Here is a 24,826-nt window from a genome sequence, read left to right as displayed (position 1 = left end):
GCTGGAACCCCAAGCCGCCGCCATGCTGAAATTCGCCGCCAACCTATCCATGATGTATCAGGAATATCCGTTCCTGGACCGTTATGCCGCCGCCGCGTCGGATGGCTTCACGGGGGTCGAATGCATGTTTCCGTACGCCGAACCCGCCGCCTTCGTGCGGGAACGGATGGACGCGGTGGGCGTGTCGCAAGTGCTGTTCAATGCACCGCCGGGCGTGACGGCGCGCGGTGAACGCGGGCTGGCGGCATTGCCCGGCCGGCAGGCGGAATTCCAGGCGGGGATTGAACATGCCTTGTCGTATGCGACGACGCTGTCTTGCTCCAATGTGCACGTCATGGCGGGGTTGGCGCCCGACGGCGTGCCGCGCGAATCGCTGCTGGATTGCTACCGGGAAAATCTGGATTGGGCGGCGCGCCAGGCGCGATCGGCGGGTGTCACGTTGCTGATCGAACCCATCAACACGCGCGACATCCCGGGCTACATCCTGAACCGGCAGAGCGAGGCCCACGCCATCGTGCAGGCCGTGAACGCCTCGAACCTGAAAGTGCAGATGGACCTGTACCACTGCCAGATCGTCGAAGGCGACGTCACCACCAAACTGCATGAGTACCTGCCCACGGGCCGCGTGGGCCACGTGCAGATCGCGGGTGTGCCGCACCGCCACGAACCGGATCGCGGCGAGCTTGATTACGGCTGGGTATTCAACGTACTGCGCGCACTGGACTACAGCGGCTGGATCGGCTGCGAGTACCGCCCGGCGGGCCACACGTCGGCGGGCTTGCGCTGGCTGAACGCGGCGCGCGGCTAATCGCGGCGCGGCTGAACGCCGCGCTGTCCCTGTCCCCTGTCGCCTTCTTCTGCCCTCATTTCCCCCTGCATTGCCGCCCGAAACGCCGGGCTTGCGGTCGTGCCGAAAATAGTTAATATGTTAAGCAAAATAAACGCAAACCAAGGTCGAGGAGGCCGGGACATGATGACAAGCATCTTGCCACGCACGTGGCGGGCCGTGGCGCTGACCAGCGCCGCTGCATGGTTCAGCCTTGCATGCAGCGTCGCTTCGGCGGGTGAATTCCCCGACCATCCCATCCGCTGGCTGGTGCCGTTCAGCGCGGGCGGCGGCAGCGATATCGCCACGCGTATCGTCGCCAGGCACGTGGGCGAATCGCTGGGGCAGACGGTCGTGGTCGAGAACCGGCCGGGTGCCGCCACCATCGTCGCCGCGCAAGAGACCGCGCGCGCCGCGCCCGACGGCTACACCTTGATGACCGCAGGCATGAGCACGCTGGCCTTGAACCCCTGGCTATACAAGAACCTGCCCTATGACCCCGCCCGCAACCTGACCCCGGTGTCCACGCTGGTGTCCCTGCCGATCGTGCTGGTGACCTCGCCCACTTCCGACCTGTCAGACATGCCCGCCGTCATGCGCTACCTGCGCAGCGACAAGCCGGGCAGCTATGCCTCGCTGGGCGTGGGCAGCCCGCATCACCTGGCCATGGAGCTGTTCCTGGAATCCATCGGCGGACGCGCCACGGCAATTCCGTACAAGGGCACGCCGCCCGCCTTGCAGGACGTGGCGTCGGGCGTGGTGCCGATGATGATGGCCGACCTGGCCGCCGCGCGGCCGTTGATCCAGGCCGGCAAGCTGCGCGCCATCGCGGTGCCGGCCGCGCAGCGCTCAGCCCAGTTACCCGACGTGCCGACTTTTGCGGAAGTGGGCGGGCACACGTTCGAGGCGGCGGCCTGGCAAGGGGTGGTGGCGCCGGCCGGCACGCCCGCACCCATCGTCGATAAGCTCAGCCAGGCCATCGTGGCCGCGTTGAAGTCGCCCGACGTGGTCAAGCAACTGACCTTGCAGGGCATGGAACCCACGGGCAGCACGCCGCAAGCCTTTGCCGACTATGCGCGCGCGGAAAACGAACGCTGGGGCGCGGTGATCCGGCACAAGGGCATTTCGGCGGAATAGCGCGGGATCAGTCGCGCCTGGGGCGCTTAGTCGCGCACCCTGGCGCGGCGCTTCTTGCCGCGCTGCGCCGTGGCCGCGCAACCCGCCGACGCGATGACGATGCCGGCAATTGCCAGCCATTGGGTTTGCGACAAGTGTTCGTTCAGCACGATCACGCCGGCCAGCGCGCCCATGGCCGGCTCCATGCTGAGCAGCACGCCAAACGTCTTTTGCGGCAGGCGCCGCAGCGCGATCATTTCCAGCGAGTAGGGCAGCGCGCTGGACAAAATGCCCACGCCAATGCCCGCCAGGATCAGCTTGGGGTCCAGCAAGGCCATGCCCGCATGCGCGACGCCCACCGGCAAGGCCACCATCGTGGCCGCCAGCAAACCCAGTGACGTCGCCTGGCCGCCATGCACGTTGCCGGCCATTTTTCCGAAGACGATGTATAGCGCCCAGCACACGGCGGCGGCCAATGCGTAGGCAATGCCGGTCGGGTCCAGGTCGTGCAGCGACTGGCCGGTGGGAATCAACAGCACCAGCCCTGCCAGCGCGCAGCCGATCCACACAAAATCAATCGCCCGCCGCGACATCAGCACGGCCAATGTCAGCGGGCCGGTGAATTCAATGGCGATGGCGATGCCCAGCGGCAACGTGCGCAGCGCCATGTAGAACAGCAGGTTCATGCAGGCCAGCGTCACGCCGTACAGCGCGATCTTCGCTGCGTTTTGCCGGGTCAACGCAAAGCGCCACGGACGCCAGAACGCAATCAGGATGATGGCGCCGATAACGATGCGGTAGGCGGTCGTGCCCTGCGCGCCCACCTGGGGAAACAGGGACTTGGCGAACGACGTGCCGATGCACAGCGATGCCATCGCGCCGATCAGCGACAGGGTGGGAAGCAGGGTCGAGCCCGAGGCGTTGTGCCCGGTGTTCAAGGTGGCGGCGGTCATGGGTGCTAGGTAACGCTCAATGCAGGAACGCGCGGACGCGCAACGAAAAACGAAGGTTCAAGGCGCCAGCGTGGCGGCCGTGGAGTAAAGCACATACAGCGCCAGGCCCAGCATCACGGCGCCCAGCAAGCCTTGCTGCATGCGCAAGAACCAGGGGTTACGCCCGACCCAACCACGAATGCGCGACGCGCCGTAGGCAAAGCAGCTGCCGTAAGGCAGGCTGAGTACTTTCATGGTGATGCCCAGCACCATCATCTGCACCCACACGGGGCCGTTTTCCGGCGAGGTGAACTGCGGCAGGAAGGCGATCATGAACAGCAGCACCTTCGGGTTCAGCAGGTTCGTCATGAAGCCCTGCCAGAACGCATCGCGCGCATCGCCCGGCCGCGCTGACAAGGACACGTCGGCCGCCTGCGCGCAGCGGATCATCGCCTTGATACCCAAGTAACCCAGATACAAACCGCCCGCTGCCTTGATCGCCACGAACAGCGTCGGAAAGGCTTGCAGCACCGACGCCAGGCCCAGCACCACGGCGGGCACCTGGATGAAACCGGCCGCCACGTTGCCCAGCACGCTGTGCAAGGCCGGGCGAAAGCCTTGCGTCATGCCGCGCGACAGCGTCAACGCCATGTCCGGGCCGGGCGTGAGTTTAAGCGCCGCGTCGGCGGCAAGAAAAAGCAGAAAAAGGTGGAGCGACGGCATTGCAACGGCGGCTGATTGGCGTGTCCCACGGCAGGGCACCGGGGACGGAGGGCTCTCAGTGTACGCACGCCCGCTGATTTTTTCCTGCGTCCGGCGGCGGCCAAATGAAGTTTCCCGTCGAATTGGGGCCGGACCTGTTCGCGCCCAGGATTAGAATCTGCGCAAGCCCGGAATCAACCCCGACCTTGGCCCGCAGCCCGCCCACAGCACGGGCCGTTATCCGGCCTGTAGTCCGGCCCGCCAGCCGAAGCCGCCACCGCGTTTCCGACCTCCCCCCGTTCCGAGACCCCAATGGAACTAGACGATTTTGATCTTCAAATCCTGCAAAGCTTGCAGGAAGACAACCAGCGCACCAGCCAGGACGTCGCCGAACGCGTGAACCTGTCGCCGGTATCCTGCCTGCGCCGCATGAAGCGGCTGCGCGAATCCAAGGTAGTGACGGCCGATGTGTCCGTGGTGGACCCGGCCGCCGTGGGGCGCGCCATCATGATGGTGGTGCTGGTGTCGCTGGAGAGCGAACGCGCCGACAAGCTCGACCTCTTCAAGCGGGCCATGCATGGCGCGCCCGAGGTCATGCAGTGCCTGGCGGTAACGGGCGAAGTCGACTTCGTGCTGACGCTGACCATGGCCGACATGGCCGAATACGACGACTTCGCCCAGCGCCACTTCTGGGGCAACCCGAACGTCAAGCGCTTCTCGACGCTGGTGGTGATGAGCCAGGTGAAGAACACGTTGACGGTGCCGGTGGCTACATCGGCTTGAGGCCCAGCGTCTGGATCATCTGGCGGTACTTGGCGACCTGAGCGCTGGCGTAGGCGTCTGCGTCGGGCTGGCTCATCGGCGCCAATAAGCGGCGCCCCTCGGCTTCCATGCGGGCGCGCAGGTCGGGCTGTTCCAGCGCATAGCCCACGGCACGACGCAAGGTGTCCACTTCGGCGGCGGGCGTGTCCTGGCGCACGCAGTAACCGCCCGCGATCGTGTAGACGAAATCGGGGATGGTCTTGCTTTGCGATATCAGCGGCAGCTTGGCCAGCGCAGCGGGCAGCGTGTCAGAAAAGCTGGTCAGGATCTTCAACTGCTGTTGCGCGGCCATGCCCTCCATCGCTTGCTGGTAGGGCAGTACCGCAAAATCAACCTGGCGTCCGATCAGGTCTTGCAGCGCGGGCGCCGCGCCGCGATAGGGCACGTGCAGGAACTCCGCGCCCACGCGCCGGCCCAGGTATTCCGTCATGATGTGATACAGCGAACCGACGCCCACGCTGCCGAAGGTCAGGGGGCTGGCGCCCGGTCGCTTGGCGTAGGCAATGAATTCGTCCACGGTATTGACCGGCAGGTCCGCGCGCGCGAGCAACACGATGGTGGCTTCGCTGATGGGCTGCGTCAGCCGGAAGTCTTCGGGCTTGTAGTGCGCGGCGGCGTTCAGGAACGGGCTGAGGATGACCTCGTTAGGCGACCCGTGCAAGAACGTGTAGCCGTCCGGCGCGCTGGTCAACACGCGGCGCGCGCCCAGCATGCCCGCACCGCCGCCCACGTTTTCCACCACCACCTGTTGCCCGAGCGCGTGCGCGATGTGTACGCCGAACTGGCGCGCGGACGCATCGCTGGCGCCGCCCGCCGGATACGGCACCACCAGGCTCAGCGGCTTCTTGGCCGGATAGTCCGCATGGGCCAGCGGCGTCATGGCACAAGCGGCAAGGCAAACGGCGGCCATCCGGGCCGGTAGATTCCAACGCATGCTGCTTCTCCCTTGTCATTTCTGTTGGCGCGCAGCCGGTTGTCCGGTCTGCCGTATGCAGTCTAGGCAGCGGCGATTGTTCGCATCAATGACTGGCGGGAGGTCCGATCATTGTGATTTTTGCATCGATGGAAGCGGCCGGCCAAGGCGCGGCCGGCCCGGGCGTGGCCGGGTCAGGCGCTGCCGGCTCAGGCGCGGCCGGCTCAGGCGCGGCCGGCCTAGGCGCGGCGGGACTCCAGGGCGGGAAAGGTCTTCAGGATGTGGCGCAGCATGCTGGCCGTGGCGGGCGGCAGATGCCGGCCGGCCAGGCTGATGACGTGCGTGCGGCTGTTGTTCAGGATGGGGTTGGCCAGCGGCAGCGACACCATCTGGCGAAACTGCGCGCCCTTGAGCGGCACGGACAGCGGGTTCACCACATAGCCCAGCCCCTGGCTGGCGAATTCCCACAGGATCTTGAAAGAGTTGGTCAGCAGCGCGGGCTTGAGCTTGACGTTTTCGTCCAGCTCGGCCGCCTGGATGTGCTGGCGCACGCCAAACGATTCGTCCATGGCGGCCCACCCGTAGGGCGCCAGGTCGGCCAAGCGCAACGCACGGCGCGACCGCGCCAGCGGGTGGTCTTTGTGCACGTGCACGCGCATCGGCGCGGCGCGCGAATAGTGCGACCGCAAGCGCACATCGTTGGGCGGCTGAAAGGCCAGCGCAATCTGTACGCGCTCTTGCACCAGGCAACGCACGGTCTCGTTAGTGCCGGCCACGTGGATGCTGTAGGTGATGTCGGGGTGCTTGCGCACGAAGGACAGCAGCACGGGCTCCAGCACCATGTCGACAAAGCCCTCGCCCAGCGCCAGTTCCACGTGGCCACGCGTTGCGCTTTTCAGGTTGTTGACTTCGGCCTGGAAGGATTCGTTCAGGTCCTGCTGACGGCGGGCGAACAGCGCCACCAGGCGCCCGGCGTCGGTAGGCACCACGCCGCGCCCACGGCGTTCCAGCAGCGTCAGCCCGGTGTCTGCCTCCAACCGGGCGATGGCGCGACTGATGGCGGACGGATCGGTATTGAGCTGATCGGCGGCGGCGCGCAACGTGCCGGTTTCTATCACTTGCAGCAAGCAGAGCGTCCGTTTGAACTCCAGGACATCATCCATGATTGGTTTCCATGACGGGCTTCCAAGAAAGACGCACCCCGCGTATTCGGCCGGATTGCATCGTTGCAAAAACCGCATCGATAAGACGCAATCATTGCTATCGGCTTTGTACCCGCGCCTGTCTATAGTCGATAGCCGTATTTCCCCCAAGCCTGCCTACGGAGAGACCGCAACATGGCTAACGTCCCATCGCCCATCAGCCCGGAACTGCTGCGCAACATGCGCGAATGGCGTCGCGACCTGCACGCCCATCCCGAAACCGCCTTCTGTGAATTCCGCACGGCCGACGTGGTGGCGCGCGAATTGGAGCGCGCGGGTGCCGCGGTGCATCGGGGCTTGGGCAAGACCGGCGTGGTCGGTACGCTGGCGCGGGGCGCGGGGCCGGTGATCGGGCTGCGCGCCGACATGGACGCGCTGGACATGCAGGAACTGGGCGACGCGTCGCACCGGTCGACCATTGCCGGCAAGATGCACGGCTGCGGCCACGACGGGCATACGGCCATGCTGCTTGGCGCTGCGCACCACCTGGCCGTGGACCCGGAATGGCGCGGCACGCTGCACCTGATCTTCCAGCCGGCCGAGGAACACGCGGGCGGCGGGCTGGCCATGGTGCAGGACGGCTTGTTCGACCTTTTTCCCTGCGACGCGGTGTACGCGCTGCACAACTCGCCCAATCTGCCGTTCGGCACCGTGTCCACGCGGGTGGGCACGGTGATGGCGAATTGCGACACGTATGAAATCAACGTCACCGGCAAGGGCTGCCATGCGGCGCAACCCGAGCATGGCATCGATCCCATCGTGGCGGCCGCGCAGCTGGTTACCGCCATGCAGGCCATCGTCAGCCGCAATGTGAAGCCCACCGACGCGTTGGCGCTAAGCATCACGCAGATTCATGCCGGCGATACCTGGAACGTGGTGCCCAACAGCGTCATGTTGCGCGGCAGTTGCCGCACGTTGACCGCCGCCACGCGCGACTTGGCCGAACGCCGCCTGCGTGAAGTGTGCGCGGGCGTGGCGGTGAGTTCCGGCGCCCGTATCGATGTGCAGGTGTTTCGCGGCTATCCGGCGTGCGTGAACACGGAAGCCGAGGTGCAGCTGGTGGTCCGTGCGGCGGCGCGCGTGGTGGGCGCGGACAAGGTTGATGCGGCTTGCACGCCGCGCATGGGCTCGGAAGATTTCGCCTATATGCTGCAACAGCGCCCGGGCGCGTACGTGTTTGTCGGCGCCGGGCGGCCAGGCGTTGAAAACCCGCCTGTGCATAACCCGTACTACGATTTCAACGACGACATTCTGCCGCTGGGCGCGCATTACTGGGTGGAACTGGTGAAAGCGGCGATGCCGGTTTAGCGCGGCGGGGGGCGGGGTTCTGACGGTTCGTGGGTGGCGGAAGGTGCGGAAGGGACGCGAGTAGTGCGAGTAGTGGCAGTAGAGGCAGCAGAGGCAGTAGAGGCAGTAGAGGCAGCGGACGCCGATTCGGCTGCCGCCGATGCGACGGGTGCGCCTGCACGCGCCAACGCCGCGCCCGCTTCCTCCGAGACCGTGCGCAGATGCAGATCGCGCTGCGGGAAGGCGATTTCGATGCCGGCCTGGCGCAGCGCATCGTACAGGCGCGTCAACAGGTCGCTGCGGATGTCGATCCAGCGGTCGAAATCGTACGTCCACGCGCGCACACTGAAGTCCAGCGTGCTGGCGCCGATGCCCATGAACAGTACCGTGGGCGCGGGGTCGGCAACGATGCCTGGCGTGTCGCGGGCGACGGCATCAAGCAGCGCGATCGCCTGGCGAGGGTCGGTGCCGTAGGCCAGGCCGATGCTGGCTTCAATGCGGCGGCTGCGGTCCAGCATGGTCCAGTTGGTCAGCTTGTCCGACAGCAGCGTGCCGTTGGGCACGATCACGTCGGCGCCTTCGAATGTCTTGATGCGCGTGGCGCGCATGCCAATGTCGCGCACCTGGCCGGACGTGCCGCTGATCTCTACCACATCGCCCGGTTGGATCGGCCGCTCGAACATCAGAATCAGGCCCGATACGAAGTTGTTCACCACGCCTTGCAAGCCAAAGCCGATGCCCACGCCCAGCGCGCCGAAGACGATGGTCAGCTGGCTGGTCTGGAAGCCCGCCGCCGACAGCGCAATGCCCAGGCCCAGCAGCAGCACCAGGTAGTACGACAGCGACGCAACGCTGTTGCCCACGCCACGCGGCAAGGCCATGCGGGTCAGCACTTCGTCGCGCAGGATCAGGCGGATGGTGCGCGCCGCCCAGAAGGCGATGATCACCGAAATAAAAAACAGCAGCACGTTGCCCAGGCTGATGGAAACTTCGCCGATGGTCAGCGTGTAGGACAGCACTTCGGTAACGAATGCATAGGTGGCGCGCAGGATGCGAAAGCGGTCCATCGCGTAGACGGCCCAACCCACCGCGGCCGTTGCGGTCAAGAGGCGGATCAGCAACTGCACCAGCGGCGGCGCGTGTTCGCGCCCCAGCCGGAAGCGCGAGATGCCTTGCCGGGTCAGCAGCAATTGCAGCAGGGTGATGATGACCGTCACGCCGGCATAAAGCACCAGCCCGAAGTAGCCGCAGCCGATCACCGCGCTGGTCAGCATTTCGGCCAGCGACACATTGCCGAACAGGTTCGCGACCAGCGACACGCCCAGCAAGGCGGCGGCGCCCCAGGCGATGGCGCGCAAGATGGACGCCAGCCGTGCCGAGGCGGCAGGGTGGACCTGACGGCGGGTGCGGTGCAGCAGCCACAAGATGGCGGCCAGCGCCAGCGCGGTCAGCGCCACGGTGGACAGGCGGTAGAACAGCGTGTTGGCCAGGAACAGAAAGCCCAGGCGCTCGGCCAGGAACAGTGCGGTGATTACGTGCGGCCATTGGTCCAGCTGGCGTCGCGCGGACGGCGGCAACAGGCGCAGCACCGGCACGGCGGCCAGCACCAGCGCTACCTGCTGCACCATCAACGGTGCGTCGGGCTCCAGCGCCAGCACGCCCAGCATCGATAGCAGCAACCAGGTGGACAAGGGCCGGCCCAGCACCCCGGCGGCGGTTTCGCTCATGACGCCCGCGCGAATCGCGTCGCGACTTTTTCTTGCCAGCCACAGCAGCAGCGGCAGCAGCAACAGTTGCAGCACATGCAGCGCGCGCTGATTGCCACTGCCCGCGGCGCCGTAGTCGCGCGCGAAGCGCACTTCGATGTCCAGGCCGGTGCGCAACAGGGCCAGGGTATCTTCGCCCGTGTCCTGCGATTTGCCTGCATCCCAGAGCGGTGGCGAATCGATGCGCATCAGCCGCGCGTCGATATCGTTGATGGCGTCACTGACCGCGCGGTGACCCGCCTTGATGCGTTCTTCGACGGCGTTGGCGCGCTGTTCAAGCGCGGCCTGGCGCGAAAGCGGAATGGACAGGGCCTGCGCCGCTGCCGTCAACTGCGCCTGGACGGCATCCACCCGGTCGGCCAGCGCGGGCGGCAGGCCGGCGGCGGAGGAAGAATCCTTGATGGCCTGCCATGCGGCGCGGCGGCGCAGCAGTTCGGCGGCGTCGCTGGCGTACCAGGCGGTAGCCTGGCGCAGGTCCGCCTGCCAGCGCGCCAGCCGGTTGGCGTCAAAGACCCAGTGCCGCTCCAGGCTTTCCACGCGCATGATGGGCAACGTGCGCAGTTGGGCAGGCTGGAATTCGTAGAGTTTTTCGTCGGCGGATTTGCCGATGGCCTCAAGCGCCGGGCCCAGGGTAGCGTCGGGGTCGGTCACGGCCACGCGCTGCAACACGCCCTCTGCGTAGCGGGTGTCGCTGTCCGCTCGCAATGGAATGTCCGCCATCTGGATGGCGGCGGGCGGGGCAGGCGGCGATGCGGAAGGTGGGTCGGCGATGGCCACGCGGGCGGCGGCCAAGGCCAGCAAGCCTAGGGAACATCCGAACAGGTACTTGAGGACTCTGGCTCGGACGCGCATGTCGCGACTCCGTAGGGATGCTGCGAGGCGGGGGGCAACCCACTCTAGCGCATCACCAGTCCGCCGTCCACGAACAGCACTTGCCCCGTCATGAAACCGCTCCAGTCAGACGCCAGGAACAGCACCGGCCCGGCGACATCCTCGGGGCGGGCGATGCGCCGCAGCGGCGTGGCGGCAATCAGTTGCTCGCGAAACGATTCTTGCGTGGCGCCGCTGGCGTCGGTCGGGTAAACCAGGCCGGGGGCCACGCAATTGACGCGCACGCCATACGGCCCCAGCTCAACCGCCAGATTGCGGCTGAATGCCACCAGCGCGGCCTTGGCAGTGGTGTAGTCGTGGTACGGCACCACCGGATGTTCGACCAGGTTGCTCGCGATGTTGACGATGCAGCCTTGCGCGCGCTGCTTGAAATGCGGCAGGGCGGCGCGGCACACGTTGAATGCGGCGCCGACCGCGCCATCGAACTGCGATTGATAGTCCTGCCATTGCAGCGAGTCGAAAGCGGTGCGCTGGCGGGGGTCGAACGCGTAGGGCCGCAAGGCATTGTTGACGACGATGTCCAGGCGGCCGGCGTCTTGCACGATGCCGTCGACCATGGCGCGCACGGCGTCGGGCACGCCGACGTCCGCCTGCACGGCCCAGGCATCGCCGCCGGCGGCCTGGCATTGCGCGACCACGCTGTCGGCCGCGGCCGTGTTGCGCAAATAGTTGACGACCACGGTGGCGCCTTCACGCGCGAAGCTGCGCGCGATTTCGGCGCCGATGCCTCGGCTGGCGCCCGTCACCAGCACCACCTTGCCTGCGAATTTCAACGCCGCATTCATGTCATGCCTCCGGCAACAAGTGCGTGTCGACAACGGCGGCGATGTCGATGGGCTGCTTGATGAGGCCCAACGCGTGGTAAGCGTCCGCCGCCTGTTGCAGCAAGCCGATATCGATGGTGCCCAAGGGCCTGCCGCCGGATGCGATGGATGCGGCGTTGCGCAGCCGGATCACTTCCAGGTTGACGGCCAGATCGGTGCCGTCAAGGGCGCGCTTGCCGGCCAGTTGGGCCGCTTCTTCGGGATGCGCGATCATCCACGCGGCGCTGTCGCGATAAGCCTTCAGGAAGGCACGCAGCAGGGCCTGCTTTTGCGGCAGTGCCGACTCGCGCACGACGAACAGGTCGCTGGATACGTTCAGGGTGTCGCTGACCTGCATCACATCGACCTCGCCCAGGCCGCGCTTGCGCCCCACCAGCAAGCCGGTGTCGGTGGCGGCGGTGGCGTCCACTTGCCCTTGGAGCAGCGGCGCAAAGTTCAGCACGCCGGTGACGACGATTTCAACATCGGCTTCGGTAAGCCCGGCCTGATGCAGCATCACCAGCAGGTTCTGGCGCGTGCCGCTGGACAGGCTGTAGACGCCGATGCGCTTGCCCTTCAAGTCGGCCGGCCGCGTGATGTTGGCCGACTTCAACGACACCACGTTGAAGACGTTTTGCGGATAGATGTCGTAGATGGCGCGCAGCTTTTCGCCCTTGTCCAACGCCATGAAAAACGAGCCGGGGTCGGTGAAGGCCACGTCGGCCTGGCCGCTGAGCAGGTTGCGGATGGCGTCGCCACCGCCCGCGCCGGGCAGGTAGACAAGGTTGACGCCCTGCGCCTTGAAGAAGCCCTTGTCGGGCTCGGCCAGCAGGTTGGTGATTTCGCTGATGGGCTTGCTCCAGCCCGCCAGCGTGACGGTGCCGCTAATGGCTGTGGCCGAGGCGCCCTGGGCGCGTGCCGCCAGCGGCGCCACGGACGTGGCGGCAAGGCCTGCGGCGGCCGTCAGCAAGGCGCGGCGGGTGGGGGAAAAATGCATGGATGCGGTCCGGATGAAAGTCATGATTGATCGGCGTAGGGACGCAGCAGGCGTCGTTCCAGCATCAGCGTGGCCTGATAGCCCAGCAATCCGATGGCCGCAATGGCGGTCAGCGCGGCGAACATCAGGGGCGTGTCCATCATGCCTTGCGCGGCGATGATGACGGCGCCCAAGCCTCGGCTGGCGCCGATGAATTCGCCCACTACGGCGCCCACCAGTGCCAGCACCAGCGCCACGCGCAGTCCCGCCAGGATGCCCGGCAGGCCGGCAGGCAGCTTCAGCCGCAGCAAGGTTTGCGCGCGCGTGGCGCCCAGCATGCGAAACAGTTGCAGCCGGTTCGGATCGACCTGGCGCAGCCCGGTCAGCGTGTTTTCCATCAAGGGGAAAAAACAGATCAGCGCGGTCATGACCACCGTGGGCGCCATGCCGAAGCCGAACCACACCACGAACAGCGGCGCCAGCGCCAGCTTGGGGACAACCTGGCTGACGATCACGTAGGGCTTGAGCACGCGGTCCAGCAAGGCCGATTCGGCCAACGCAATGCCGATGCCCAGGCCCGCCGCGCCGCCGATAGCCAGGCCCAGCAGCATCTCGGCAAGCGTTGCGCCGATGTGCGGCCACAGGTAGCCGGTGGCCAGGCTGGTCCACAAGGTTTTTGCGACGGCGGACGGGGCGGGCAGCACCAATGCCGAGATACCGGCTTGGCGCACGGTGATTTCCCAGGCGCCAAGCAGCGCGACAAGCAGCGCCAGCGCCAGCACGCGGAATCGAATGGCGGGCGTCATGGGCGCGCCCCGGTCATGAATTCGTACACCTGCGCGCAGGTGGCGTTGAACGCGGCGCCGTGCCGCATGGCTTGCGTGCGGGGCGCGGGCAGGTCCACCGGCAGGTCGGCCAGCATGCGGCCCTGGTGCATGACGGCCACGCGGTCGCCCAGGTATACGGCTTCGCTGATGTCGTGCGTGACGAACAGCACGGTGGTATTGCGCAAGCGGCACATGCGCAGCAGGTCGTCTTGCAGCTCGCCGCGCGTGATGGCGTCCAGCGCGGCAAAGGGCTCGTCCAGCAACAGCAAGGCGGGTTCAAGAATCAGCGCGCGGGCCAGCGCCACGCGGCTTTGCTGGCCGCCGGACAGTTGGCGTGGGTAGTGTTGTGCGTGGTCGGACAGGCCCAGCATGGACAGCAGATCGTGCGCGCGCCGTGCGTCTTCCGGCAGCGGTCGGCGTTGCAAGGACACGGGCAGCAGCACGTTGTCGATTACGTGTTGCCAGTCCAACAGCGTCGGCGCTTGAAATACATAGCCCAGCTGCGGGCCGGGCGCGGCGGGCGTGCCGTCTTGCAGCACCACGCGGCCGGACTGCGGCGTCAATAGCCCGGCGGCAAGTTTCAGCAGCGTGGTCTTGCCGCAGCCGCTGCGGCCTACCAGGCAATGAAAGCCGCCGGCTTGCAGGCGCCAGTCGATGCCGTTCACGATGGGCGCGCGGCCGGGGTAGGTGTAGACCGCCCCGTCGATGTGCAGGAAGGGGCGGGACGGGTCCGCCATCATGGTTCGTACGGCGCGTAGGGGTCGGCGGCGGTTTCGGCGGACTGTTCGATTTCCGTCATGCGCACCAGGTCCAGCAGGTTGAAACGGCCGTCGTGATGCCAGCCCGCTTCGGGCATGCTCATCGCGCCAATCGCGCTGACGCGGGTAACGCCTGCCGCGCCCAGCTGATCGGCCAGGCGATACAGCTCTTCGGGCGTGGCGGCCACGCCCGCCGTTTGCAGGTAGTGGTGGTGGGGCGCCACGCGCGCCGCCACCTCATCCAGCATGTCGATACCGGCCACCACGATGCTGCGTTGCAGGGCCGTGGGCGACAGCGCGGGCGCGGTGTCCACATAAGAGACCGTCCACGCGGCATCGGGGTCGCCGATCAACACGTCGGCAGCGTTGGACGGCAACTGCCATTCGATGGACTGCCGCCATTTGGCCAGCGCCGCCGATTCGGCCAGATCCAACGCGCGGCGCGGAAAGCGGCGATGCAGATTGGCCAGCTCGCCCGCCAGGTAAGCCGCAAAGTCGCGCGGCGATACCAGGCCGCCACGCTGCACGTAAAAGATCTGCGGCGAATAACAGCCCTGCTGGTCGTAGCGCATCACGTCCCATGCCGCACGGCGCGCCAGGGCGGGGGCCTTTTGTGCGTCCAGCGCGGCCGCGCTGACCACGCCAAAGCCCAGCTTGTGGCCATGCGGCAGAAAGCGCGTCGTGACGGGCAGGCGGCGCTGGATGGCATGCAGGGCATCGTTACCGCCGTACGCCACGACGGTATCGGCCTGCGCGTACAACGCGGCGGCGTCGTCCTCGCCCGCGCCACGCCACCAGACCACGGCCAGGCAGTCGGCCAGCGGCGGGTGCACCTCGGCCAACAGGTGCGCGAACCAGCCGGCAAACAGCGGCTCGGCGCTGGGCAGCTTGCCAATATTGCCGGCCTTGACCAGCAGGCCGCAGATCAGGCTCCACAACGCCAGCGCGGGCACGTTGCCGGCCCAGCTGTGCACCAGCAATTGCGGGCCATGCGCGCGCACCGCGCCGCCCTTGGCCGCGGGCTGAAAGCCGTCCAGCACCTTGGGGTTGGCGAAGTCTTCGGCCACAAAGCGATGCAGCTGCGGCGCACGAAAGGTCTTGAAAAAGCCGGTCAGGCCCAACCGCACCATCTGCGCGTCATAGCCGCTGACGATCGGCAACAGCGCATCGGCTTGTTGCCGAACCGGGTCGTTGGGGTCCAGCAACCGGGCGATGGCGCGGTCGATGACGTTGATGATCTCCGACACCGTCATCGTCTTCAGATGCCGCGCGCTGGCCTGCTTGACGCGTTCGGCCAGCGCTTGCATCTGTGCGGCGGTCAGCACCGGCACGGCCACGTCCACGCGCCGGCCGTCCTGCTCGAAGGGCAGGGTCTGCCATTGGGCATCGGCCGAGGTCAGCCCCGGCAGATAGCCCGCTTGGACGCGTTGCACGCTCATGGCCGCGCCGACTGAATGAATGCTTCGACGGCCAGCGAGCAGCCCTTGGCCTGCGCGCCTTCAGCACGGCCCAGCAGCAAAAAGCCGCCATCGGCGGGTTGCCCGACGTCTTCAGTGAGGATGGTGCTGACCGAATTGAAGTTGCCCAGGTCGCAGTGCGCCAGGATGCCGCGTTCGCCCGCGGGCACGGTGCGGCCGCTGGCGGGGTCGACCAGGCGCGAGCGAATCCAGTGCGGCCCCGATTTCACGGAAGGGACGGTGGCATTGCCGTCGTCATAAAACTGGGTGCTGAGTTCGGTCATGCCATACATGTTGATGCACAGCGATCGCGGCACGCCCAGCAGCTCGGACAGCTCGGAATAAAAGGTGTCCAGCGGCAGCTCGCGCGACTGGCCCTTGTAGCCGCCGGTGTCCAGGATGCGGCTGCCCGGCGGCAAACGGAACGTGCGGCCCGCGGTGCGCAGCGCATCGATCACATGCACGAAGCTGAAACTGGCTCCCAGCAGTGCATAGGGCTGGCCGTCGCGTTCAGCCTCTTCAAGGCGGCGCCACAGCCCATCCAGGTCGATGCCCTGCGGCGACATGAAATAGCGGCTGTCTTCGGTGCCGAACGCGGTCTTGGCCAGGGCCAGATAGTGGGCCAGCGACGAATTGGGCATGGCGACTTCGTCCGGAAACAGAATGCCCATCGGCAGGCGCGGCGTGCCCCGCATGACGCGCGCGGCGAAATTGCGGGTCATGGACAGGTCGTAAACCTCAAGATGCGGGTGAAAGTGCCGCCCGCGCATATCGGCGCGTGTCGTGCCGCTGGTCATGAAGACACGCTCGTCGGCCCGAGGCGCCTCGCAGCGCAGCTCCATCGCCTTGAAGGCGTCGATGGGCACGGCGGGAATGTCGCTCCAGGTCTTCACATTGCGCACGGTCGCGCCGCGCCGCTGGCAAAACGCGCGATACGGCGCGTTGGCGCCATATTGATACGCAAAAAGCCGGAGCGCCATCCGGTCGAACTGCGCATCGGTGCAGCCGTCCTGGGCAATGAATTCAAGAAGTTCCGCGACGGGCGGGGCAGCGTTGTTCATGGGCGTTCGTCGATTCCGGTACAAGGAAGCTCCGAAGCCCGCCCGCGCAAGCGGCGCAAGGGCGCGGCAGGGTCGGACGATTGCTCTTCTTACGCCGGCATGAACCGGGTCAAGTTCGCGGGTCTGAATCTCAGCACTGGCGTGCACCCCGGAGCGAAGGCAATGTTAACCCGCTCTAGGGTTCGCCGCTTAGGTCGAATCCTTGCTGACCATCCATTCGGAAGGCTGCGGGGTCATAACCGCTGGCCAGGACGATGGAACGCACCTGGCATACGCCAGCCTCACGTAGCCGTTCGCAGTATTTGTGCAGCGAGGAAGCGTCCTCATTGAGGACAAAGGGAATGCGCTCGTGACAAGCCTGGGCAATGAGTTTGATGTCATCACGCGCAACTGCGCGCCCGGTGCCATCGCCCCTTGGGCCCAGCGCATTCCACAATTGGGCGGCTCGCTGCCCGTGCGGGATGTTGAACGGCAGGTGGCGAAACTTTTGCAGTGGTAAGTCGGTCAGTGCTTGCTTGATGCCGAATTCCGCGGCAACGACTGCCGAAAAATAAATCGGCAGAGACTCGTCGAGCATCTGCCGGAAGTACCGGGTGGCAATTTGGTGGTTGGGGCGAGTCGCGTCGACGAGCGAGATCAGATAGCTGGTATCCAGCAACACTGCTGCCGTCATGAGTCGTCGCCACGCAGTGATTCAACCCATCGTGTTGCGTCGGGTACGTCCGCCCAGGCCGCGGTGCCTTTGCGTACCATTCGCTGGAATTCATCGTCGTCGTACGCGGGGTGGTGCACCTCAAACGAGCGCAGATTCAAATTGCGCAATTCACCGGTTCGTAGATTCTCTTCAGCGGTCACGTGCAGCAAGGCTGGGCGATAGAGGCGATTTTCGCTCTCCTGTGCCAGTAATTGCTGAGTGGCGGCTACCGTAAGCGATTTGCCATTTTCAAGCACAAGGTGAACGTTCGCTTTGGTCTTGCCGCCCCAGTCCACGATTTTGCCGTGTAAGTACTTTTCCACGGTTACCCAAATATCGACGGATTGTTTGAAGTCTGACTGGGCATTGACGATCGTCAGCGCGCGCCGCGTGTTGTCTTCAAGGGCGTAAACACGATCGGGATTGTTGCGTGCCTGGGCTTGCCAGCGCTCGATGACCGCCGCGCGCCGGGGATCAATGACTTCGAGAGAATTCGGGACGGCTAAGCGTTCCACATCGGCCCAGAGCGTTGATGCCGCCAACAACCCTTCGGCGACTAAAACCAGCGACCCTTCTTCTATCGACACCAGCACTGCGGCCGGGTTGACCTCTCGGGTGGACCCTTGCAGAAAGTCGCTGACGTCTTTTTGAAACTCGCCAAGCAGGCTCAAGGGAACAGCCTTTGGGCCCACATCAACGCCGTTGATGCGGTCGCGCACAGCGAAGCGAAGATTGGCGGCCGGTTTCATACCGACGATTGTAGACCTCGTGCCCGGCTTTTTTGCCGGCATGTAATATTTTGCAAGCGGGCGCCGAGGCGGGGGTAAACGCCAGAATTTGGACGTAAAAAAATCCCCACAGCGGTGGAGATCAGGAGGGCTGGTGGCCTGGGGCGGAATCGAACCACCGACACAAGGATTTTCAATCCTCTGCTCTACCGACTGAGCTACCAGGCCAACACGTACACGGTGCAAAAAGCCCAGCGCGGCGGCTGGGCTTTTTTGGGACTTGATATTGCTATCGCAATCCCAATAATTCTTTTGGTGGCCTGGGGCGGAATCGAACCACCGACACAAGGATTTTCAATCCTCTGCTCTACCGACTGAGCTACCAGGCCAACGAAGTCCGCAACTATACACAATTTTTTTTGCCCACGCCAGCCGTAGGGGCGGATCCGCCAACTATTTTTCGCGCCGTCGCGCCTGCCGACTGTTGGGTGAATGGAACGGAAGGTGCGACGCAGGGTCGCGGAAGTGGGCGCAAATGGGCTGGGGATAACCCGCAGGGGTATAATCTTTCAGTCATTTTCGTGGCAGTTCTTTACGCATCCACATGTCGGTCGCTGTCCTTGCCTTCGGTCTGAACCACACGTCCGCGCCGGTTTCGGTTCGCGAACGCGTGTCCATGCCCGTCGATCTGGTCAAGCCTGCGCTGGAAGGTCTGCGTTCGGCATTCGGCGGTTCCGTCCGTGAAGCCGCCATCCTGTCCACCTGTAATCGCACCGAAATCTATTGCGCGGCCGACGGTCACGTCGCTGATCAATTGCCCGCCTGGCTGGCTGAACATAACCGCCTGGACGCCGGCACGCTGCGCCCGCACCTGTACCGCCATCATCAAGACGACGCCGTCCGTCACGCTTTCCGCGTGGCCAGCGGGCTGGACTCCATGGTGCTGGGTGAAACCCAGATCGTGGGGCAGATGAAAGACGCCGTGCGCGCCGCCGGCGAAGCCGGGTCGCTGGGCACCTTGCTGCACCAGATGTTCCAGCGCACGTTCTCGGTGGCCAAGGAAGTCCGGTCGCAGACCGCCATCGGCGCACAGTCGGTGTCCATGGCCGCCGCCGCCGTCCGCCTGGCCGAGCGCGTGTTCGGCAACCTGGACCAGGCCCGCACGCTGTTCATCGGCGCGGGTGAAATGATTGAACTGTGCGCCACCCACTTCGCCGCGCAACGCCCGCGCAGCATGGTGGTGGCCAACCGCACGGCCGAGCGCGCCGAAATCCTGGCCAACCGTTTTTCGGCCAGCACCATGAAGCTGTCCGACCTGACAGATCGCCTGTCCGAGTTCGACGTCATCGTTTCCTGTACGGCAAGCTCCCTGCCCATCCTCGGCCTGGGGATGGTGGAACGGGCTACGCGCCTGCGCCGCCACCGCCCCATGGTCATGATCGACCTGGCCGTGCCGCGCGACATCGAACCCGAAGTCGGCCGCCTGGACGACGTCTATCTGTATTCGGTGGACGACCTGGGCCGGCTGGTGCAGACCGGCACCGACGCGCGCCGCGCTGCCGTGGTGCAGGCCGAAGCCATTATCGAAACCCGCGTCCAGGGCTTCATGCACTGGATGCAGTCCCGCGAAGTGGTGCCCGTTATCCGCGACCTGCACCAGGCCGCGGAAGACGTCCGCGCCGCTGAACTGGAACGCGCGCGCCGCCTGCTGGCGCGTGGCGAATCGCCCGAAGCCGTGCTGGAACAGCTGGCGCACGGGCTGACGCAAAAATACCTGCACGGCCCGCTGGCGGCCTTGAACCGCAGTGAAGGCGACGACCGCAAGCAGCTGCTTGCCTGGATGCCGCGCCTGTTTCCCGGCCGCGATTCCCGCCGTTAGCGAATCTGCCCCACGCCCCGCCTCCTGGCGGGCGTTCGTCTTGTGGGCGCCCGCTATTCCCGTTTTTTCTTTGGTCATTCCCCCATGAAATCTTCCATGCGCAGCCGGCTGGAGCATCTGTGTAACCGCCTGACCGAGGTGGACGCGTTGCTGGCCCAACCGGAAACCGCGTCCGATATGGACCGTTTTCGCAAGCTCTCGCGCGAACGCGCCGAGCTGGAACCCGTGGTCGACGCGTTCACCGCATTTGCCCGCACTGAAGAAGACCTGGCGACGGCGCAGGAAATGCTGTCCGACCCCGACATGAAGGCCATGGCCGAAGACGAGATCAAGTCGGGCCGTGGCAAGCTGGAAAGCCTGGAAAGCGCGTTGCAGCTCTTGCTGCTGCCGCGCGACCCCAACGACGGGCGCAGCGTGTTCCTGGAAATCCGCGCCGGCACGGGCGGCGACGAAAGCGCGTTGTTCTCGGGCGACCTGCTGCGCATGTACACCCGCTATGCGGAAGCGCGCGGCTGGCGCGTCGAGCTGATGTCGGAAAGCGCCTCGGAGCTGGGCGGCTACAAGGAAGTGATCGCGCGCATTGATGGCGACGGCGCCTACGGCCGCCTGAAGTTCGAATCCGGCGCACACCGCGTGCAGCGCGTGCCGGCCACCGAAGCGCAAGGCCGCATCCACACGTCGGCCTGCACCGTGGCCGTGATGGCGGAAGCCGACGAGATGTCGGAAATCGTCATCAACGCCAACGACCTGCGCATCGACACGTTCCGCGCCAGCGGCGCGGGCGGCCAGCACATCAACAAGACCGATTCAGCGGTGCGCATCACCCACTTGCCGACCGGCCTGGTGGTGGAATGCCAGGATGACCGCTCGCAGCACCGCAACAAGGACAAGGCCATGCAGGTGCTGGCCGCGCGCCTGAAAGACAAGGAAACGCGCGAGCGCCAAAGCAAGGAAGCCGCCGAGCGCAAGAGCCTGATCGGCACGGGCGACCGCTCCGAGCGCATCCGCACCTATAACTTTCCGCAGGGCCGCGTGACGGACCACCGCATCAACCTGACGCTGTACAAGTTGCAGCAGATCATGGAAGGCGACCTGGAAGAACTGACCGGCGCGCTGATCGCCGAGCATCAGGCCGAGCAGTTGGCGGCGCTGGGCGACGACCTCTGACGCGCGCGCCATGACGACGCCTCAGCTCAAAAGCCTGCTGCTCGACACCCGCCTGCCGCGCCTGGAAGTGCGGATGCTGCTTGAGCACGTGCTGCAAAAGCCGCGCGCATGGCTGCTGGCGCACGACACCGACCCGCTGGACCCCGACGTTGCCGCCGCGTTCAACGCGCTGCTGGCGCGCCGGCTGGCGGGCGAGCCGATGGCGTACCTGCTGGGCCACCGCGAATTCATGGGTCACCGATTCACCGTGACGCCCGACGTGCTGATTCCCCGTCCTGACACCGAAGTGCTGGTGGAAACCGCGCTGGAGTGCGTGGCGGGTATCGCCGGGCCTGCCGTGCTGGATCTGGGCACGGGCAGCGGCGCCATTGCGATCTCCATCGCCCTGGCCCGACGCGATGCGCGTGTCATGGCGTCCGACGTCAGCGCCGCCGCGCTGAAGGTGGCGGCGGCCAACGCGTGGGATCTGACCGCATCGGTGCGTTTCGTGGAAGGCAGCTGGTTCGATGCGGTGCCGGCCGGCGAGGGTTTCGATCTGATCGTGTCCAACCCGCCCTATGTGGCCAGCAACGACCCGCATCTGGACCAGGGCGATCTGCGCTTTGAACCTCGCGGTGCGCTGACCGACGGCGCGAGCGGGCTGCAAGACTTGAGCCGCATCGTGACGGGCGCCGCCCAGCACCTGAGGCCGGGGGGCGCGCTGTGGCTGGAACACGGCTGGGACCAGGCGCAGGCGGTACGCGGCTTGCTGGCCGATGCCGGGTTCGAGAATGTGCACAGCCGCCACGACCTGGCCGGCATCGAACGAATTTCCGGCGGACGCCGGCCTGCCGCGCGCGGTTGACCCGGGCCGTCTGTTACAAGAGTTTGGCGCGGAAAACGCGTTTGGCCTGACCCGCTTCCGGGGATTTCGGGCGGATTTTTCCGCTGTACCTATAATTGGCGTATTCCGTTATGCCTGTCCAAGAGACCACCATGAGCGACGTTCAAGAATTCATCCGCGAAACCGTGACCCAGCACCCCGTTGTGCTGTTCATGAAGGGCACCGCCCAATTCCCGCAGTGCGGCTTTTCCGGCAAGGCCATTCAAATCCTGAAGGGCTGTGGCGTGAAGAAGCTGGTCACCGTCAACGTGCTGGAAGACGACGAAGTCCGCCAGGGCATCAAGGAATTCTCCAGCTGGCCCACCATTCCCCAGTTGTACGTGGCCGGCGAATTCATCGGCGGCTCGGACATCATGAACGAGATGAATGAATCCGGCGAACTGAAGACGCTGCTGGAGCAATCCGGCGCCACGGCTTAACGCCGCGATGCGGCGGCTTGTTATCGGCATCACCGGCGCCACGGGCGCGTTGTACGCGGTGCGCATGCTGCAAGCCTTGCGCGGCGTGGATGATGTCGAGACGCATCTGGTGGTGTCCGCCTCGGGTGTGCTGAACATCAAGCACGAGCTTGATGTCAGCCGCCACGACGTCTACGCGCTGGCCGATCACGTGCATTCGGTGCGCGATGTGGGCGCCACGCTTGCCAGCGGCGCGTTCCAGACCGCCGGCATGGTGATCGTGCCGTGTTCAATGCGCACGTTGGCGGCGGTGGCCCATGGCCTGTCGGACAACCTCATCACACGCGCGGCCGACGTCACCTTGAAGGAACGCCGGCGCCTGGTGATGCTGGTGCGCGAAACGCCGTTCAACCTGGCGCACCTGCGCAACATGACGGCCGTAACCGAAATGGGCGGCATCGTGTTTCCGCCGCTGCCGGCCTTCTATCACCGCCCGTCGTCCATTGAAGAAATGGTGGATCACACCGTAGCGCGCGTGCTGGAATTGTTCGACATCATCGTGCCCGGCCCGCATTGGGAAGGCATGAAGTAGCCAGGCCGCTGCCGGTGTGCCGCGTGAAATGAAACAGCCCCGCATGCGGGGCTGTTTGCATGGTGGCGGCGCCCCGGGCTTACTCCACCAGCCCCAAGCCATTAAGCGCTGCCAGATTTTCCGGCCATTGACGCGCGCGGGCGTTTTGCAATTCGATGCGCGCCCAGGCCATCCAGCCCGCCCATTCAATGCGCTTGTCCCACGCCGTGCCCCAGGCCTGCAAAGCCGCCAAGCCAGCTGCCGCATGCGTTTGGGCCGCGTCGAAATCGCCCGTGGTCAGCGCCAGTTGCGCCAGCAGCAAACGCGGTTCGCCCACCCACGGGTTATGCGCCACGGCGGCTTCCAGAAGATGGCGCGCGCTATCCATTTCCGTCAGCGGGTGCATGCGCGTGATGACCTGCCAATACAGCGCGCTGGCGGCGGCTTCGTCGCGCGGGCTGAGCGTGGCGCGGCATGCGTCGAACGCCGGCGGGACGGGGATGCCGGTATCGGCCGGCATGCCGGACAAGGGCGCCAGCAAGTGCGACAGCATCGACAGGATATTTGACGGCGGCTTCAGCGGGCCGGGCCACAACGACGATGCCCAGTTGGTTTTCAGATCACGCCGCTGCTGCTGCGGATAACCGGCGAAGATTTCGTCTTGCCAGCTGTGCCATTGTTCGCCGATGTCGGCGGCGGACACGACGATGAACGCGGCGACCTGGCGCGGCGTCAACGTAAATACCTGGCCATCGGTGCCTTCAAGCGTCATGCCCGCACTGCCCGTGCCTTGGCCCGCCAGCACGGCCTGCACGAACTTCGTGCGAGGCATGGCGCAGAACAGGCTGACCCATTCCTCGGCTTCGTCGCCCAGCACGTTGCGCAACGTCTCGCGTTCGCGCTCGCGGTCGAACAAGGTCAGGTCCACGTATTCGTTGCCGTACACGCTGTGGAACAAGCCCAGCATGCGCACTTCGCGCGGCTGGTTCCACAGCGCCAGCGTGCGGTACACGCCTAGCAGATGGTGCTTGAAGGTGCCGGCCTTGTGCCAGTCTTCACCGGCGCTGCGGGCGAACAGCAGGTCCAGCAACGCGGGCAGGTCCGCATCGATCGCTTGGTAGTGGTCGGCAAGCAAGGAGCGCGCGTGCGGGTGTAGTTCGGCGGATGTGGGCATGGCGTGAATGCGGATGATTGATGGCAGCCGCTATTGTGTCCGCATGACGCGGGCTTGTCATGGCGCGGCGCTTTATACGATTTCGCGCATATCAATATGAATATTCATCGCTTCCGGTTTTGTAGGGCGCTGCATAGAATCGCGGGTCATTCTTTCTACTTTCAGAGATCCCTATGCGCCCCATGCGCCTTCGCCATTCCCTCGCCGTATTCGCCGTTGTGCTCGGTTTTGCCGGCACCCAAGCCATGGCGCAGGACGCCGAACTGAAGGTGGGCGTCACCGTGGGTCCGCACGCGCAGATCGGCGAAGTGGTGCAGCAGGTGGCGGCCAAGCAGGGCCTGAAAGTGAAGCTGATCGAATTCAGCGATTTCATCCAGCCCAACGCCGCGCTGGACGCCAAGGAACTGGACCTGAACATCTATCAGCACAAGCCTTTTCTGGACTCGCAGAACAAGGCGCGTGGCTACAAGCTGGTGCCGGTGGCCACCGCCGTGGTGCAGCAGATGGGCATCTATTCCAAGCGCCTGAAGTCGCTGGACGACCTGCCGCAAGGCGGCAAGGTGGCGATACCCAATGACCCCACCAACGGCGCCCGCGCGCTGCTGGTGTTGCAGGCGGCCAAGCTCATCAAGCTCAAGGACGGCGTGACGGTGACGGCGTCGCTGTTCGACATCGTTGAAAACCCCAAGCAGCTAAAGTTCATAGAGATCGAAGCGGCGCAGTTGCCGCATTCGCTGTCGGACGTGGACGCGGCGGCGGTCAACTCGGCCTACGCCATCCCGGCGGGCCTGTCGCCCGCCAAGGATGCGCTGGCGCTGGAAAGCAAGGACGCGCCCTTTGCCGCCGTGGTGATCGCCGCGCGTGAAGACAACAAGAACGACCCGCGCATTGCCCGCTTCATCAAGGCGTACCAGTCGGACGAGGTGAAGGCGTTTGTGGCCAAGCAGTTCCCGGGGGCGTACTCCACGTCCTGGTAAGCGTCGCGCCTGCGTC

The 24,826-nt window shown here is 65.5% G+C and carries 24 protein-coding genes, 2 tRNA genes and 1 riboswitch; of the genes, 10 read left to right on the top strand and 16 right to left on the bottom strand.

The genetic code is table 11. The features are described 5' to 3' along the window. Positions 1-22: 22 nt before the first annotated feature. Complete coding sequence (gene otnI, locus YH64_RS04860) at positions 23-808, top strand: 2-oxo-tetronate isomerase (protein WP_046803225.1); 786 nt, start codon at positions 23-25, stop codon at positions 806-808. Between the two features lie 162 nt (positions 809-970). Then, positions 971-1,963 carry a tripartite tricarboxylate transporter substrate binding protein gene (locus YH64_RS04855; protein WP_046803226.1) on the top strand — a complete coding sequence of 331 codons (993 nt, stop codon included), beginning with the start codon at positions 971-973 and terminating at the stop codon, positions 1,961-1,963. Positions 1,964-1,989: 26 nt separating this feature from the next. On the opposite strand, the gene YH64_RS04850 is transcribed toward YH64_RS04855, so the two are convergent. Both YH64_RS04850 and YH64_RS04845 read right to left on the bottom strand, forming a co-directional pair. Then, the gene (locus YH64_RS04850) at positions 1,990-2,895 is read right to left on the bottom strand and encodes a DMT family transporter (protein ID WP_046803227.1); all 906 of its coding nucleotides are present in this window, start codon (positions 2,893-2,895) and stop codon (positions 1,990-1,992) included. A gap of 57 nt (positions 2,896-2,952) precedes the next feature. Then, positions 2,953-3,597 carry a LysE family translocator gene (locus YH64_RS04845; RefSeq protein ID WP_082134356.1) on the bottom strand — a complete coding sequence of 215 codons (645 nt, stop codon included), beginning with the start codon at positions 3,595-3,597 and terminating at the stop codon, positions 2,953-2,955. A 291-nt stretch (positions 3,598-3,888) separates the two neighbouring features. Between YH64_RS04845 and YH64_RS04840 the strand changes: the two genes are divergently transcribed. Beyond that, entirely contained in the window at positions 3,889-4,359 is a 471-nt protein-coding gene (locus YH64_RS04840; RefSeq protein WP_046803228.1) for an Lrp/AsnC family transcriptional regulator, read from the top strand. On the opposite strand, the gene YH64_RS04835 is transcribed toward YH64_RS04840, so the two are convergent. Next, a complete protein-coding gene (locus YH64_RS04835) occupies positions 4,346-5,332 on the bottom strand; it encodes a tripartite tricarboxylate transporter substrate binding protein (protein WP_052945935.1) in 987 nt (328 codons plus the stop codon). The genes YH64_RS04840 and YH64_RS04835 overlap by 14 nt on opposite strands. A gap of 218 nt (positions 5,333-5,550) precedes the next feature. Then, positions 5,551-6,474: a LysR family transcriptional regulator gene (locus YH64_RS04830; protein ID WP_046803229.1), complete on the bottom strand. Its 924-nt coding sequence runs from the start codon at positions 6,472-6,474 to the stop codon at positions 5,551-5,553. 174 nt (positions 6,475-6,648) lie between these two features. On the opposite strand from YH64_RS04830, the gene YH64_RS04825 reads away from it, so the two are divergent. Beyond that, positions 6,649-7,821 carry a M20 aminoacylase family protein gene (locus YH64_RS04825; protein WP_046803230.1) on the top strand — a complete coding sequence of 391 codons (1,173 nt, stop codon included), beginning with the start codon at positions 6,649-6,651 and terminating at the stop codon, positions 7,819-7,821. Here the strand turns inward: YH64_RS04825 and YH64_RS04820 are convergent. The 11 genes from YH64_RS04820 to YH64_RS04770 all read right to left on the bottom strand — a co-directional run bounded on the left by YH64_RS04820 (position 7,818) and on the right by YH64_RS04770 (position 18,150). Continuing rightward, the gene (locus YH64_RS04820) at positions 7,818-10,418 is read right to left on the bottom strand and encodes a mechanosensitive ion channel family protein (RefSeq protein ID WP_082134357.1); all 2,601 of its coding nucleotides are present in this window, start codon (positions 10,416-10,418) and stop codon (positions 7,818-7,820) included. The genes YH64_RS04825 and YH64_RS04820 overlap by 4 nt on opposite strands. Positions 10,419-10,462: 44 nt before the next feature. Then, on the bottom strand, positions 10,463-11,242 hold the full coding sequence (locus YH64_RS04815; protein WP_046803231.1) for a 3-oxoacyl-ACP reductase: 780 nt from the start codon (positions 11,240-11,242) through the stop codon (positions 10,463-10,465). Between the two features lies 1 nt (position 11,243). Continuing rightward, positions 11,244-12,257, bottom strand: a complete 1,014-nt coding sequence (locus YH64_RS04810; protein WP_046803352.1) for an ABC transporter substrate-binding protein — start codon at positions 12,255-12,257, stop codon at positions 11,244-11,246. Between the two features lie 20 nt (positions 12,258-12,277). Next, positions 12,278-13,042, bottom strand: coding sequence for an ABC transporter permease (locus tag YH64_RS04805; protein ID WP_046803232.1), 765 nt, complete (start codon positions 13,040-13,042; stop codon positions 12,278-12,280). Then, complete coding sequence (locus YH64_RS04800; protein ID WP_046803233.1) at positions 13,039-13,803, bottom strand: ABC transporter ATP-binding protein; 765 nt, start codon at positions 13,801-13,803, stop codon at positions 13,039-13,041. The genes YH64_RS04805 and YH64_RS04800 overlap by 4 nt, the downstream gene beginning before the upstream one ends. Continuing rightward, positions 13,800-15,260 (bottom strand): acyl-CoA reductase, encoded by a 1,461-nt coding sequence (locus YH64_RS04795; protein ID WP_046803234.1) that lies wholly within the window; start codon positions 15,258-15,260, stop codon positions 13,800-13,802. Before YH64_RS04795 ends, YH64_RS04800 begins: the two co-directional genes overlap by 4 nt. Next, entirely contained in the window at positions 15,257-16,339 is a 1,083-nt protein-coding gene (locus YH64_RS04790; protein WP_046803235.1) for a long-chain-fatty-acid--CoA ligase, read from the bottom strand. The genes YH64_RS04795 and YH64_RS04790 overlap by 4 nt, the downstream gene beginning before the upstream one ends. Before the next feature lie 69 nt (positions 16,340-16,408). Then, positions 16,409-16,500: riboswitch (TPP riboswitch) on the bottom strand. 14 nt (positions 16,501-16,514) lie between these two features. Beyond that, on the bottom strand, positions 16,515-17,012 hold the full coding sequence (locus tag YH64_RS04785; protein WP_046803236.1) for a hypothetical protein: 498 nt from the start codon (positions 17,010-17,012) through the stop codon (positions 16,515-16,517). Beyond that, positions 17,009-17,782 carry a hypothetical protein gene (locus YH64_RS04780; RefSeq protein WP_046803237.1) on the bottom strand — a complete coding sequence of 258 codons (774 nt, stop codon included), beginning with the start codon at positions 17,780-17,782 and terminating at the stop codon, positions 17,009-17,011. The genes YH64_RS04785 and YH64_RS04780 overlap by 4 nt, the downstream gene beginning before the upstream one ends. Positions 17,783-17,913: 131 nt before the next feature. Continuing rightward, positions 17,914-17,989 (bottom strand) — tRNA-Phe (locus tag YH64_RS04775). A gap of 85 nt (positions 17,990-18,074) precedes the next feature. Then, a tRNA-Phe gene (locus YH64_RS04770) sits at positions 18,075-18,150 on the bottom strand. Positions 18,151-18,365: 215 nt separating this feature from the next. Between YH64_RS04770 and hemA the strand changes: the two genes are divergently transcribed. From hemA to YH64_RS04745, 5 genes are all read left to right on the top strand, one after another. Beyond that, the gene (hemA, locus tag YH64_RS04765) at positions 18,366-19,640 is read left to right on the top strand and encodes a glutamyl-tRNA reductase (RefSeq protein WP_046803238.1); all 1,275 of its coding nucleotides are present in this window, start codon (positions 18,366-18,368) and stop codon (positions 19,638-19,640) included. An 84-nt stretch (positions 19,641-19,724) separates the two neighbouring features. Continuing rightward, positions 19,725-20,807 (top strand): peptide chain release factor 1, encoded by a 1,083-nt coding sequence (gene prfA / locus YH64_RS04760; protein ID WP_046803353.1) that lies wholly within the window; start codon positions 19,725-19,727, stop codon positions 20,805-20,807. 10 nt (positions 20,808-20,817) lie between these two features. Then, positions 20,818-21,651: a peptide chain release factor N(5)-glutamine methyltransferase gene (prmC, locus tag YH64_RS04755; protein WP_046803239.1), complete on the top strand. Its 834-nt coding sequence runs from the start codon at positions 20,818-20,820 to the stop codon at positions 21,649-21,651. Positions 21,652-21,782: 131 nt separating this feature from the next. Then, complete coding sequence (grxD, locus tag YH64_RS04750; RefSeq protein WP_006227137.1) at positions 21,783-22,109, top strand: Grx4 family monothiol glutaredoxin; 327 nt, start codon at positions 21,783-21,785, stop codon at positions 22,107-22,109. A 7-nt stretch (positions 22,110-22,116) separates the two neighbouring features. Further along, positions 22,117-22,680 carry a UbiX family flavin prenyltransferase gene (locus tag YH64_RS04745; protein WP_046803240.1) on the top strand — a complete coding sequence of 188 codons (564 nt, stop codon included), beginning with the start codon at positions 22,117-22,119 and terminating at the stop codon, positions 22,678-22,680. A gap of 79 nt (positions 22,681-22,759) precedes the next feature. Here the strand turns inward: YH64_RS04745 and YH64_RS04740 are convergent, their stop codons facing one another. After that, complete coding sequence (locus tag YH64_RS04740; protein ID WP_046803241.1) at positions 22,760-23,833, bottom strand: DUF6817 domain-containing protein; 1,074 nt, start codon at positions 23,831-23,833, stop codon at positions 22,760-22,762. Positions 23,834-24,015: 182 nt separating this feature from the next. On the opposite strand from YH64_RS04740, the gene YH64_RS04735 reads away from it, so the two are divergent. Next, a complete protein-coding gene (locus YH64_RS04735) occupies positions 24,016-24,810 on the top strand; it encodes a MetQ/NlpA family ABC transporter substrate-binding protein (RefSeq protein ID WP_082134363.1) in 795 nt (264 codons plus the stop codon). Positions 24,811-24,826 lie beyond the last annotated feature (16 nt).

The sequence above is a fragment of the Achromobacter sp. LC458 genome, from assembly GCF_001005835.2.
Classification (GTDB): Bacteria; Pseudomonadota; Gammaproteobacteria; order Burkholderiales; family Burkholderiaceae_B; genus Achromobacter; species Achromobacter spanius_B.
This window is presented reverse-complemented; position numbering and strand designations above follow the sequence as displayed.